General features: G+C 66.0%; 9 protein-coding genes and 1 tRNA gene. 5 read left to right on the top strand and 5 right to left on the bottom strand.

The genetic code is table 11. From position 1 onward, the window contains the following. Nucleotides 1–38: 38 nt before the first annotated feature. The 3 genes from QP415_RS01310 to QP415_RS01300 form a co-directional block, all read right to left on the bottom strand. Nucleotides 39–114 (bottom strand) — tRNA-Thr (locus QP415_RS01310). A gap of 137 nt (nucleotides 115–251) precedes the next feature. Beyond that, entirely contained in the window at nucleotides 252–1184 is a 933-nt protein-coding gene (locus QP415_RS01305; protein WP_285098125.1) for a DsbA family protein, read from the bottom strand. A 59-nt stretch (nucleotides 1185–1243) separates the two neighbouring features. Then, nucleotides 1244–3190, bottom strand: coding sequence for a serine/threonine-protein kinase (locus QP415_RS01300; RefSeq protein WP_285098124.1), 1947 nt, complete (start codon nucleotides 3188–3190; stop codon nucleotides 1244–1246). Between the two features lie 261 nt (nucleotides 3191–3451). Between QP415_RS01300 and QP415_RS01295 the strand changes: the two genes are divergently transcribed. The 3 genes from QP415_RS01295 (at nucleotide 3452) to QP415_RS01285 (ending at nucleotide 6793) form a co-directional block, all read left to right on the top strand. Then, nucleotides 3452–4582, top strand: coding sequence for an ABC transporter ATP-binding protein (locus QP415_RS01295; protein ID WP_016460410.1), 1131 nt, complete (start codon nucleotides 3452–3454; stop codon nucleotides 4580–4582). A gap of 164 nt (nucleotides 4583–4746) precedes the next feature. Continuing rightward, nucleotides 4747–6009 (top strand): DUF4032 domain-containing protein, encoded by a 1263-nt coding sequence (locus tag QP415_RS01290; protein WP_048675048.1) that lies wholly within the window; start codon nucleotides 4747–4749, stop codon nucleotides 6007–6009. Between the two features lie 40 nt (nucleotides 6010–6049). After that, complete coding sequence (locus QP415_RS01285) at nucleotides 6050–6793, top strand: glycerophosphoryl diester phosphodiesterase (RefSeq protein WP_285098121.1); 744 nt, start codon at nucleotides 6050–6052, stop codon at nucleotides 6791–6793. 166 nt (nucleotides 6794–6959) lie between these two features. Here the strand turns inward: QP415_RS01285 and QP415_RS01280 are convergent, their stop codons facing one another. Both QP415_RS01280 and QP415_RS01275 read right to left on the bottom strand, forming a co-directional pair. Further along, nucleotides 6960–8165 (bottom strand): hypothetical protein, encoded by a 1206-nt coding sequence (locus QP415_RS01280; protein ID WP_016460413.1) that lies wholly within the window; start codon nucleotides 8163–8165, stop codon nucleotides 6960–6962. A 93-nt stretch (nucleotides 8166–8258) separates the two neighbouring features. After that, nucleotides 8259–8954, bottom strand: a complete 696-nt coding sequence (locus QP415_RS01275) for a hypothetical protein (protein WP_016460414.1) — start codon at nucleotides 8952–8954, stop codon at nucleotides 8259–8261. A 252-nt stretch (nucleotides 8955–9206) separates the two neighbouring features. On the opposite strand from QP415_RS01275, the gene QP415_RS01270 reads away from it, so the two are divergent. Together QP415_RS01270 and QP415_RS01265 are read left to right on the top strand one after the other, a co-directional pair. After that, nucleotides 9207–10673, top strand: a complete 1467-nt coding sequence (locus QP415_RS01270) for a flotillin family protein (protein ID WP_285098118.1) — start codon at nucleotides 9207–9209, stop codon at nucleotides 10671–10673. 707 nt (nucleotides 10674–11380) lie between these two features. Then, nucleotides 11381–11644, top strand: coding sequence for a hypothetical protein (locus tag QP415_RS01265; protein ID WP_148332943.1), 264 nt, complete (start codon nucleotides 11381–11383; stop codon nucleotides 11642–11644). The last annotated feature ends 1294 nt before the right edge of the window (nucleotides 11645–12938 follow it).

Genomic DNA, 12938 nt, shown 5'->3' with positions numbered 1-12938 from the left:
GGTGGGGTGCGGCTGCGGTGCCGCGGTGAGGGACTCCGTGGAGCCGGCTATCGGACTCGAACCGATGACCTGCTGTTTACAAGACAGCTGCTCTACCAACTGAGCTAAGCCGGCGGCGGACACTAGTGTGCCACAGGTGGGGGCTCCGGCGCGCGCGGGCGACGGTGAGTGGCCGGTCGCACGGATGCGACGCAGCGATGACTGTGGGGGTGGGGCCGCGCAGCGGTCCCACCCCCACAGTGCCGACAGGCTCAGTTGGAGCTGTTGGTCGTTTCGGAGCTCTGGGTGTTGTCGGCCCCGCTCTGGGAGGGTTCGGTGGCCTCGGGGGCCGTGGTTGAATCGGTGCCCTGGGTGGCGGAATCGGTGATGCCGTATTCCTGGGCGATGGTCTGGCGCAGCGCGGGCAGCTGGGTGCCGAGCGGGATCACCGTGGAGTGATCCTTGACGAGTTCGGGGGTGCCGAGGCTTCCGTTGCGGCCGCTGTATCCGGCGTTCTGCCAGGCGGTGGTCGAGGCCTTGAGGTAGTCGTCGACCGCGTTCACGGGGAAGGTGTCGATGACGTCGGAGGGGACGCCCACCTCGGCTGCGATGACCTTGACCTGCTTCCAGGAGGCGTCGAGGTTCTGGACGACGGTGCCGTTGGAGGCCTGGAACTGGCTGCGGAAGTAGGCGAGCAGGGCGTGGTGGAAGTCCACCCACTTGTCGGGTGCCTTTTGCGCGACGACCAGGGAGGCGCTGGCAGCGGGCTTCAGGTAGTCCATGTTGACGGTGATGACGGGCTGCAGCTCGATGTTGTAGTGGCCTTCGGCCGCCCACGTGGTGAGGTCCGCACCCATGTACGCGTCGAGGTCGGCGCACGCGTGGCAGGAGTAGTCGAAGTATTCGGTGAGGGTGGGCAGGTTCGGGTCGGCTTCGGCGACCACGCCGTTCGCGTTGACGATGATCGGGCGTCCGTCGGCGTAGGGGCCGAGGACCTGGGACGCGTCGACGTTGTGTGCAGCGTTGACCTGCGCCTGCTGCTTCCAGATGACGCCGCCGACGGCGGCGGCGATGGCGAGGACGATCGCGGCGACGGCGGAGATGACGATGATGCGGGTGCGGCGGTCGGCGCGCTCCTGTGCTTGGCGCATCTGCGCGGCTTTGGCGCGCACGGGGTCGACGGCCGGCTTCTTCTTCTGAGCCATGAACTCACCCTCCAAAGTAGTTGAATGTTGCAATAGTATCGGGCGCGGTCCTCCCGCGCTTAGTGCGCCAGCCCACCCGTGACGATCAGCCACGCACCTGCAAGGAACCCTCCACAGCCTACCGCGAGGAGCGCGCGCCCCCATGCAGGACGCACGATCGTGCGCAGCGATGTCGCCATCCCGACGCGCAGATCCGCGGCAAACGGCATCAGCCACGCCGCCAGGAGAGTGACGCTCGCGAGCGCCCATACGATAATCGTCCCACGCGGATCGCCCAACCAGTAATCGTCACGATCAAGGCTCGCGGCGGTGGCAATGTCGGCCGGCCAGGACCAGAGGATGCGCCCCTCGCGGGAGTAGGACACGAAAGCCCAGATCGCGTAGGGAACGAGCCCTCCCACGACAAGGCCGAGGGCGATGGTGAGGACCGAGCGCACGAGCAGGATCGGGGACATAGCGATGACAGCCGCACCGTCCGAGGCCTTGGGGCCGCGCAGGATGCGGCGCCTCTCGAGCCACCGATTCATGGCGCCGACCAGGCCGAAGGCGGTCAGGGCGATGCCGACGATGAGGGTGCCGCTCATGCCGAGCAGGAAGGGCAGCGCAGCCAGGAGTGCGAGGAGTGCGGCGCTGGAGATCCAGGCGCTCTTCTTCGCCGGGGACGAGGCCGACTCGCCCTGCGCGCCGACCGCGGTCTGGCCGGGGTTCCACTGCTGTCCCGCCCCCATCGGCGAGGACGCGAAGGCCGCTTGAGGCGGGAGCTGCTGCCCGTATCCGGGCGCCACGCCGGGACCTGCACCGTTGCCGCCCCATGATTCCCCGTAGCCGCCCTGGACCCCCTGGTAGTGAGGCTGCGGATAGGGAGCCATCACCTCGGTAGGATCCGCGTCGTCGACGACCTGCCACGTGTCAGTCGCATCATCGTGCCAGGCGACCTCATCGACATCATCTTCCCAGTCACCGTATCCCTCGGCGACGGATGCGGTGTCCACGACGTCGGTGTGGTCATTTGCCGCGGTGAACTCCGAGGCATCGCGGCGCGGATGCTGGGGATAGGAGACGGCGCGCGCACCCGAGGCATCAGGGCGCTGCCCCGCATCCTCCCACTCAGGAGGCGCGGCGATTTCCTGCGGGTCGGAGCTGACCATCTGCGTGCGCATGCCAGTGTCGAGGAGCTGAGCCCAGTTCACGGTCACGTAGTCGAGCTCTCCGGGCGCCCATCCGACGGCGCTCATGAGGTCGGCGACGATCAGGGAGGGTGATGGACGTTCATCCGGATCGGGGCAGAGCCCGCCCGCGAGCGCGTCGGCGACCATGGGATGCAATCCGGCGAGGTCAGGGTCCCCCTCGAGGACACGCAGCATGGTGGCGGAGACGTCCCCCTTGCCGAACGGCGGGCGGCCGGTCGCGCAGGACAGCAACGTCGCACACCAGGCCCACCAGTCCGATTCTTTCGTGGCGCCGTGTCCCTGGAGCAGTTCGGGCGCAGTGTATCCGGCAGTCCCGGACACGAGGCCCGTGCTGGTCAGGTGCTGATCCGACGTCGCCATCGCAATGCCGAAATCGATGAGAACGGGGCCGCGCGGCGAACAGATGATGTTGGAGGGCTTGATATCGCGGTGAATGATGTTCGCGTGGTGGACCGCCGCAATCGTGGAGGCCAGGTGATACGACAGAGCTGCGACACCGCGCAGCGGGACCGGTCCGGAGACGAGGATTTCCGCGAGCGTGGGCCCCTCGACGTATTCCGAGACCACAAAGGGCTGCGTCGCCTCCGTCTCCGCGTCAACGATGTGCGCGACGAAGGGCGAGCGCACGGAGTTCACGGTGCGCGTCTCACGTTCGAGGCGCGCACGCGACGCCTCCGAAGCCGCCATCGCGGGGTGCATGGCTTTGAGGGCGACACGCGTGCCACCCCCGTCTTCGGCAAGCCAGACCGTTCCCGCGCCGCCCGTTCCGAGTCGGCGGATCAGCCTGTAGCCGCCCAGTTCCTCGCCTTCTTCCACGCCCTCAGACTACCTGGCCCCTCCCCCATCTGCGGCCATCCGCGCGGGGCGGCCCCGGCCTCGTCCCTGCGATCAGCGAGGAAAAACGCACCGAGAATCCACGATCTGAGCCGAACTGTACACCCGCGCGCGAGCGTGCTAACTTCCCTATTAGTCGCGCGCGCGGAATGATCCGTGTTCGCGGCTCCGTGGGCGAAGACGCTCCACGGTCACCCACTACGGATCGTCCGGCACGTACCTGCCGGTGGGAAGGAAAACTCCATGGCAACCGTCACTTTTGACAAGGCGACCCGCATCTACCCGGGTTCCGACAAGCCCGCCGTCGACCAGCTCGACCTCGAAATCAAGGACGGCGAGTTCCTCGTCCTCGTCGGCCCTTCCGGCTGCGGTAAGTCCACCTCGCTGCGCATGCTCGCGGGCCTGGAGGACGTCAACTCCGGTCGCATCCTCATCGGCGACAAGGACGTCACGGACGTTCCGCCGAAGAACCGCGACATCGCGATGGTCTTCCAGAACTACGCCCTCTACCCCCACATGTCGGTGCGCGAGAACATGGGCTTCGCCCTGAAGATCGCCGGCACCCCCAAGGAAGAGATCAACAAGCGCGTCGAAGAGGCCGCTAAGATCCTCGACCTGGAGCCCTACCTGGACCGCAAGCCCAAGGCCCTGTCCGGTGGCCAGCGTCAGCGCGTCGCCATGGGCCGCGCGATCGTCCGTAAGCCCCAGGTGTTCCTCATGGACGAGCCCCTGTCGAACCTGGACGCGAAGCTGCGTGTCCAGACCCGTACGCAGATCGCCTCCCTGCAGCGTGAGCTCGGCGTCACCACCGTGTACGTCACCCACGACCAGACCGAGGCTCTGACGATGGGTGATCGCATCGCGGTCCTCGCCGGCGGCCTCCTCCAGCAGTGCGGCACCCCGCAGGAGATGTACGAGCGTCCCGCCAACGAGTTCGTCGCAGGCTTCATCGGCTCCCCCGCCATGAACCTGGGCACCTTCACGGTCGACGGCGAGTGGGCCAAGCTCGGCCCCGCACGCGTGGCCGTCTCCGAGGCCGCCCGCGCCGCGATGACCGCTGAGGACGGCGGAAAGATCAAGATCGGCTTCCGTCCCGAGGGCCTGGAAGTCGTCTCCGGCGACACCGAGGGCACCATCCCCGTCGAGGTTGACTTCGTCGAGGAGCTCGGCTCGGACGCCTACGTGTACGGCCACCTGGCCGGCGCCGCCGAGGGCGAGGCCCTGGGCTCGGGCGCCGAGGGCACCGGCAAGCAGCTGATCGTGCGCGTCCCCCCGCGCACCGCTCCCGCGCGCGGCGGCGTCCTGCACGTGCGCATCCGCGAGGGCCAGCAGCACAACTTCTCCGCTGCGACGGGCGCTCGCCTGCCCGAGTGACGCCTAGCGCTCGCGCACAGCGATAATCGGCCCCGGCCTCGTCCTCTCGTACCTCCTGGACGAGGCCGGGGTTTCACTGTGCCCGCATGTGTTCTTGGCCGCGACTAGGTGCAATACCGAGTCGGGGCTATACGCACGGCGTTCGAGATGCGACAATGGGGACCATGGCTCTGGACATTACGGCGGCCGCAGTCGACCCCGCCCTTTTGGACCTCCCGTGGGATGTTCCCCTCGAGGAGTGGCCGTCCAGCCTACTCGCGGCGCTACCTCGCGGCATTTCCCGCCACATTGTGCGCTTCGTGAACCTGTCTGGCCGCGTGCTCGCGGTCAAGGAGATCGGGCCGACGGTGGCGCACCACGAGTACGATCAACTGCGAGACCTCTCACGCCTGGACGCCCCGTCCGTTCAGCCGGTCGCCGTCATCACCGGACGCAAGAGCCCCGAGGGCGAGGAACTCAACGCGGTCCTCATCACCGAGCACCTGCAGTTCTCGCTCCCCTACCGCGCGCTCTTCTCCCTGTCGATGCGCGAAGACACGGCGACGCGCCTCATCGATGCGCTCGCTCTGCTGCTCGTGCGTCTGCACCTCCTGGGCTTCTACTGGGGCGACGTCTCCCTGTCGAACACGCTGTTCCGCCGCGACGCGGGCGAGTTTGCCGCCTACCTGGTCGACGCCGAAACCGGCGAGCTACACCCGGAGCTGACCCCCGGCCAGCGCGAGTACGATGTCGACCTGGCCCGCACGAACATCATCGGCGAGCTCATGGACCTCCAGGCGGGCGGATTCTTCCCCGAGGACTCCGACCCCATCGACGTCGGCGACCGTATCCGCACCCAGTACGACCTGCTGTGGAACGAGGTGACCGCCGAGGAGTCGATCCCCAACGACCAGCGCCAATACCTCGTCAACGAGCGCATCCGCCGACTCAACGACCTCGGCTTCGATGTCGCCGAGCTACACATGTCCACCGATGCCTCCGGCGAGCGCCTCGTCATTCAACCCAAGGTGGTCGATGCCGGCCACCACAACCGCAAGTTCATGCGTCTGACCGGCATGGACGTCGGCGAGCACCAGGCGGCGCGACTCCTGGCCGACCTCGACACGTGGCGTGCCACCAACGGCCTTGAGGGCATCCCTCTCGAGGAGGCCGCCCACGAGTGGATCACCGACGTGTTCACCCCCGTCGTGCGCGCCATTCCGCGCGAACTGGCCGGCAAGCTGGAGCCCGCCCAGCTGTACCACGAGTACCTGGAGCACCGCTGGTACATGGCCCAGCAGGCGGGCCACGATGTCACGCGTGACGAGGCTCTGGCCTCGTACATCGAGACGATCCTGCCCTCCAAGCGCGACGAAGCCGTCCTCATCGAGCCCGGTCCGGGGCGCTCGTCCATATTCAGCGCGGAGTCGAACCCCGACCTATGGTGAAGGGGTACTACTTTTCGCCTCGCTCACGCTAGGAGGATCCATGTCCGAATTCCCCCGCATCATCGCTCACAGGGGCGCGTCCTCGCTCGCGCCGGAAAACACGATCGCCGCGTTCTCCAAGGCCATGGAGGTCGGCGCCCGCTGGTTCGAGTTCGACGTGGACATCACGGGTGACGGCTCCCTCATCGTCATCCACGACGACACCCTCGACCGCACGACGACGGGGTCCGGCTCGTACTACCAGCTCGGGTTCTCCGACATCCGCCGCCTCGACGCCGGCCGCTGGTTCTCGGACACCTACCGTTTCGAGCGCATCCCCGAGGCCGCGGACGTCCTGGCCTTCGCCTACGCGCAGCAGATGGGCGCGAACCTGGAGATCAAGCCCTGCGCGGGCGGGGATCGCCTGCGTGAGCGCCTCATCGAGGCCCTGGGTGTCACGCTCGCCGACCAGAAGGTGCCGTCCCGCCTCATCGTTTCGTCGTTCGACCACGACCTGCTCGCCGCCTTCCACGAGGCCTGCCCGACCGTGGCGCTCGGCTGGCTCATTGAGCGCGCTTCCGACGAGTGGCGCGAGGGTGCAGCCGCCCTCGGCGCGACCGCCATTCACCCGGGTGTCGAGGGCCTGACGGCCTCCGACGTGCGCGCGATGCGCGACGCCGGCTTCGACGTCAACGTGTGGACGGTGAACGACGTCGAGCAGGCCCGCGAGCTGGCCTCCTGGGGCGTCACCGGCATCTTCACCGATCGCCCGCAGGACTTCCCCGCCGAGGCACTGAAGGCCTGAGGGGAGTCGGCGCGGTTTTTGGCCGCGCTACCAACGACCCGGAGTGCGGACGGATGCGCACGCGGCCTGCGTCCGCGCTGGCACTCTCACGAGACGAAGGGGGCCGGGAACGCTCACGCGTCCCCGGCCCCCTTTCACGTCTGTTTCTGGCGGCTCTTTACTCCTCTTACTCCTCGCCCGCGCGGCGCGCGAAGCGCTTGGAGACATGCTTAGCCAGGGACAGCTCCGCGATCGAATCGACCACCATGAGGCCGCCGACGATACCGGCGAAGCGCATCCACCCGGAACGCGGGGCGGAGGCACGCACGGCGGCAACCAGCATGCCGGTGCCGACGATGGCCTCGGCGGCGACGGCGGCGTGGATGATCCACGGGCGCTCGACGGCCACGGACTCGTAGGAGTTCCACAGGGGCTTCACGACCGACTGCGGCTGCCCCATCATGATGTCGACGCTGCGGCCGATCGCGTTGGAGATACCGCGTGCCAGGTGGACGGACACGCCCTCGACGTCCTCAATGTCGGTGGTGCCCAGCAGGAAGCCCGCGACGGAGCCCGGCAGGCCAAGGGCGCGCACGACCTTCCACACGGATTCCTCGCCGGTCGTGGCCACGGAAGCCCATAGCGCTTCGGCGTCGGAGCCGGGGACGGCCTCGGCGATCTCCGCCAGATCAAGGCGGTCGCCGACCAGGTCAATGACCTCACCGGGCAGCTCGGCGGTGCGGTCGTGTCCACCGGGCACGATCGCGGCGTCCATGCCCCAGTTGTGGGACACGATGTGCTCAAGGTGATCGTCAGTGACCAGGAAGACCTGGAATTCACCATCCGTCACGGAGAGAGTCACGAGCGGCAGGTCGCCGAAGTTCCAGCCCTCCTTCTCGGCGGGCAGCTCGGCGAGGAGGGCGCGGTGTCCCTCAGCAAGCTCGAGGTCGCCCAGGTCCACGCCCTCCAGGGCGGCCAGGAGCGGCACGGACGACGCGGGGGTGCGGCCGATCTCGACGATACGGGTGGGAGTCGGCTCCACGGCCGCGCCGCTCTCCTCCTCGGAGGGCCACACCTTGCCGAGCGGCGAATCGCCCTCGGGCAGGTGGTCGGCGCTCGCATTGCCGATGCGCACCTCGGCATCAAAGAGGATGGCGAGCTCGTCAGCCAGTTCAGCGGGCGTCGGGCCGGGGACAACCTCGGTCGAGTCGGCGGGCACGGTAGCAACGCGCTCCTTATCGACAGCAACGTTGAGACCCAGCAGCTGCGGTGAGGAGGGGAACCACTCGAGCTGCGCGAGGATCGAACGTTCCTTCAGCTCTCCGGCAACCACGCTGGGGTCCAGATCGTGGCCGATAATCATGCCTTCAATGCGAGTCCAGTCCTGGGCCATGTCACTACCTTCCTGTCCGTGGTGACGTCGTCTCACCACTCTATGGTTCCATTGTGTCGCGTGGGTCGCTATTTCGCTCGCCCGCGCGGTCAGTTACGAGATTTTGTGTTGCTGCGCCCCGCCCCACTCGACCACCGTGAAGCCGGTGCGCGCCGGGGGCGGCGCGAAAGCCTGCGGTTGAACAACGGTGTTCGCATCGGCCTCGCGAATCGTCATGAACACCCTGATGAACGTGTCCGGCGTGACGCTCGCCCCGGCCTCGTCCGTGAAGCTGTAGGAGACGCGCTGGGTGTAGACGCTCGCATCGAAGGAGACGAACGTGTAGTCGTAGGCGCGGATCCGCGGCGCCCAATAGGTGATGAAGTCGGCGGCCTCCCGGTCATGAAGCCCGAGCTGGGCGAGCTTATCCTCCAGGAAGGGCACCGCATCCTCACGCGCAACAATGAACCCCGTGTCGGGTGCCGGGAGGTCCATCGCACCATCCCAGAACAGCGAGGGATAGGTGCGCCCCGCCTGATCCGTCAGCGTCCCATCGGGCGAGGCCGTCACATTCCACGAGGCCTGGGTCCCCCGCTCGGTTGCGCGCTCCGAGTCCGGGGTCGGGTAGACGGTATCGAGGCTACCGTCCAGATCAAGCATCACCGTCAGACGCTGCTCGTCCTGCGGGTAGAGGTAAAGAACGGGCTTTTCGGGGAGAACATGGTGGCCGTCATTGAGAAGCATGTAGAAGAAACCCGTCATGACGACCACGTACAGGACGGCGACGACGGTCATGAACACTTTTTTCATGGCGTCTCCGACTTTCTGCGATCGTTCCCCGTCATTGGGTGGTCCTCGCTGCGTTTCACTGCGCAGTTGCCTCATCATACGGCGCGCAAACAGCCGGTTTCAAGAGGCATTGCGCTCTGAACGGCCGAGACGAGGGAGGCACGAGGCGTCACCCATCGACAGGTTTGAGTCCTTCGTCATACGCTGCTATCCTGACCCGTTACGCGGCTCTACGGACAAGCGGGCCGCATCCCTCACCTGAAAGCAGCTATCATGCCTCTCCTCAGCATCGCAGCGATCGCCGTCGCCGCCACTGTCTTTTTCCTCCTGTTCCTGTGGGCGAGCTTCGTCTCCGCGTCGCCGGGCGAAATTAAGGTGATCTCCGGCCCCCGAGGCCAGCGCGTCCTCCACGGCAAGACGGGCTGGAAAGTCCCCCTGCTGGAGCGCGTGGACACGATGACCGCCTCGATGATTTCCGTCGACGCTCAGACCACGGACTTCGTCCCCACGAACGACTACATCAACGTGCGCGTCGACGCGGCCGTCAAGGTCCGTATCGCGACCGAAGACCAGACGCTGTTCCGCGCGGCGACTCGTAACTTCCTCTACAAGACGACCGCCGAAATCTCCGAGGAGGTGCGCGACACCCTCGAGGGCCACCTGCGCGCCATCATCGGCCAGATGCGACTGACCGACATCATCACCGACCGCGCCGCCTTCTCCGAGCGCGTCCAGGAGAACGCGAAGCAGGACCTGGAGGAGATGGGCCTCGAGATCGTCGCGTTCAACATCCAGAACGTCACCGACCAGAACGGCGTCATCGACAACCTCGGTATCGACAACACCGAGCAGATCCGCAAGACCGCGGCCATCGCGAAGGCGAACGCCCAGAAGGAGGTCGCGCAGGCGACCGCCGTCGCCCAGAAGGAAGCCAACGACGCGCAGGTCGCCTCCCAGCTGGAGATCGCCCAGAAGCAGACGGACCTCGCCAAGCGCCAGGCCGCCCTGAAGGTCGAGGCTGACACCGAGAAGGCGAAGGCGGACGCCGCCTACGAGATCCAGTCGCAGATTCAGCGCCGCGACATCGAGCGCGAGACCGCGCAGGCCGACATCGTCAAGCAGGAGCAGCAGGCCGTCATCAAGGAGAAGGAAGTCGTCGTCACCAAGCAGGCCCTGCAGGCCGAGGTGAACGCGAAGGCCGACGCCGACCGCTACGCCGCGGAGAAGAAGGCCGACGCGGCCCTGTACGCGCGTCAGCGCCAGGCCGAGGCCGAGGCCTTCGAGCGCACGAAGAAGGCCGAGGCCGACAAGCAGGCCATGCTCGCCGAGGCGCAGGGTATCGAGGCGCGAGGCCGCGCCGAGGCTTCCGCGATCGGCGCGAAGCTGACGGCTGAGGCCGAGGGCCTCGAAAAGAAGGCCGAGGCCATGACCAAGATGAACCAGGCGGCCGTGCTGGAAATGTACTTCCGTGCGCTGCCCGAGGTCGCCCGCGCCGTGGCCGAGCCACTGTCCAAGGTCGACACGATCACGATGTACGGCGAGGGCAACAACGCCCAGATGGTCGGCGACATTACGAAGTCGATCAGCCAGATCAACGCGGGCCTGGGCGATTCGCTGGGCCTGGACCTGCAGCAGCTGTTCTCGGCTCTCGTGGGCGCCAAGCTCGTGTCCCCCACGATCTCCGACGCGGTCGAGGAGGGCGTGCGCGACGCAGCCTCCCCGAAGCCTGCGCAGGAGTGAGCGAGGCTCATTCTCACGGCGCGTCACCACGCGTGATGCGCCCGCGTGACGCGACGGTGTCCGAGGTGCGCCCATGCGCGAGGTGCGACAGCGTGTGAGGTCGGCAGCTCGTGATACGGGGCGGGATCCTACGGGGTCCCGCCCCGCTGCTATGCCTTCCTGGTTGTCGACGTCCAGCCGTCGGCGCCCCACCGTCGACGCCTCGCCCCGCTATCGGCACCCCACCCCGCTATCGGCGCCCCGCTCCATCATCGGCGCCTCACCACTATTACAACGACGTCCCGCCTCCCCAACAAAAGTCGCACGTAATTTAATCCGGTTACTTTTTGAGATAGCTAGAAAACGTTGCAATTCCAATGACGCTACTTCATATGTTTAAGTAGTTGCGGGGGAATTACGTGCGACATTGGTGGGAAACCATCATGTGTCGCGACCTGGCTTCCCGGCGTTACAAGCACGACTAGAATCCAGCCGAACCTAGCGAGAACCTAGAGCAAAATAGCCGTCAAAACCCTCCACACGACCTAGCCACCTACTTATACTTAAGTATGGAACGCGTAGCGAAAAGCTCCCTCCTCGTGAGGGTTGGGGCCGCTCTGAGTAGCCTCGTTCTTCTCGGTGTGTCAGGACTGGCCTACCTGTTGGTCGCCGACGTTTATGACACGTATCCGCAACTCGCCTATCGCGCTGTCTTTACAGTCATCGGTGTGCTCATACCCCTCCCGCTCGCTTTCTTCTTCGGGTTTGTCGCACTTCGCATCCGCACTCTGTCGCTACAGCAGCTGATGACATGCGCAGCACGATGCATGTGGAGCTTCTTCGGTCTCTTCCTGCTGACCTGGTTGCTTGAGGGACTCCTCATCGGAGAGGCACCCGGCCCCTTTATGTACGTATGCGTCGGCACGCTCATTCTGTCGGCAACAATCGCGCGCCTCCTCATGCTCGGCGCACGCGCCGCGAATCCCGCATAGGACCAGGCCCGGCAACACACAAACGACACGCCCCGACCGATAGGAGGCCGCCGCGGGGCCTGCGGGGCATCGAGACGACGCGCCACCACACACAGCATCGCAGGCGCCGCCGGTGTGGAGGGCGCCGGAGGGTCCGGAGGGCCAGGCCGGGCTTCGAGATCGACCACTCCGAGCCGCCAGGCTCGCGTGAGGCGATCTCACGGGCGGGCCGCCGCCGACCGGCACACACAGCGGCCAGGCCCAACAAAACAGGCCACGTGGCGGCCGGAAATCTGTCAGGGCAACAAGCAACGCCAGACAATGAATCCGCCAAAGTGCAGACCCATTCAGCCAAAACCGTCGTTTTTGGGTGCTTGTCACCCAATGGGTCCGCACTTTGGCCGCAACAACGCTCCAGACCGAGGCCCCGACGCCACCTAGCGGGGGAATTGCACTACACGAGCGTCTTTTCGGCCTGTCGGACCTGCTGATCTGGCCACCAATCGGGGGGAATTGCACTACACGAGGCTCCGACACGCCGGCGACGCGCCGCCAGCAGGGTTCGTGTAGTGCAAAACCCCCACGGCCAACTGATTTAAGATCATCGCAACGCCCATAACGCTATACGAGGCCAGATCCAAGTCCCACAAAGCACAGGGACCCCGCTAGCGAGCACCTGCTCACATGGGCCTTCCACACGCGGATAGGTTGTGACGATGCGGATAGGTTATAGACACGCGGATAGGTTAATAAGCTATCCGCATGCTCATAACCTATCCATATCGCAATAACCTATCCACATACGCAGCCGGTTTGGTCGATAGGCAGAGCGGACAAGGTCCGGAAAGCCTGGCCGTGGTACCGACGGACTAAGGCAGGGCCAGCATTAATCAAAAGTCGCATGCAATTCGATTGGGCGAATTTTCAACAAAGTCTGGAAACGTTGCAATTCCAACGATCTGAATTCAAGGTTTGAAATAGTCGCGGGGGAATTGCATGCGAAATTGGGTGTCGGTACAGAAATGAGGGGTGTGAGGGCTGGACGCGAGTGCTGCGGGATGGTGGTGGGCCAGGCCGCGGTGCCGGTGGGCGGCGGCGGGGCCTGGCCGACAACGCACAGACAGTGAGCACCGCCCGATTGGAGGCCGCCGCGGGGCCTGCGGGGCCAGGCCGCGGTGCCGGTGGGCGGAGGCGGGGCCTGGCCGACAACGCACAGACAATGAGCACCGCCCGATTGGAGTAGTGTCCCGCATAGTGGTGTAACCGTGTGGTGGTCGGCCCGTTTGATATGGGTGCGGTCACCGTGTGATCCTTC

Origin of the sequence: Pauljensenia sp. UMB3104, assembly GCF_030217285.1 — a bacterium.
Taxonomy (GTDB): Bacteria; Actinomycetota; Actinomycetes; order Actinomycetales; family Actinomycetaceae; genus Pauljensenia.
Note: the sequence above shows the minus strand (reverse complement) of the source record. Positions and strands in the feature narration are given on the sequence as shown.

Coding starts and splice junctions, on each gene's coding strand:
- QP415_RS01305 (WP_285098125.1), bottom strand. CDS start 1,184: ATGGCTCAGAAGAAGAAGCCGGCCGTCGACCCCGTGCGCGCCAAAGCC.
- QP415_RS01295 (WP_016460410.1), top strand. CDS start 3,452: ATGGCAACCGTCACTTTTGACAAGGCGACCCGCATCTACCCGGGTTCC.
- QP415_RS01290 (WP_048675048.1), top strand. CDS start 4,747: ATGGCTCTGGACATTACGGCGGCCGCAGTCGACCCCGCCCTTTTGGAC.
- QP415_RS01285 (WP_285098121.1), top strand. CDS start 6,050: ATGTCCGAATTCCCCCGCATCATCGCTCACAGGGGCGCGTCCTCGCTC.
- QP415_RS01280 (WP_016460413.1), bottom strand. CDS start 8,165: ATGGCCCAGGACTGGACTCGCATTGAAGGCATGATTATCGGCCACGAT.
- QP415_RS01275 (WP_016460414.1), bottom strand. CDS start 8,954: ATGAAAAAAGTGTTCATGACCGTCGTCGCCGTCCTGTACGTGGTCGTC.
- QP415_RS01270 (WP_285098118.1), top strand. CDS start 9,207: ATGCCTCTCCTCAGCATCGCAGCGATCGCCGTCGCCGCCACTGTCTTT.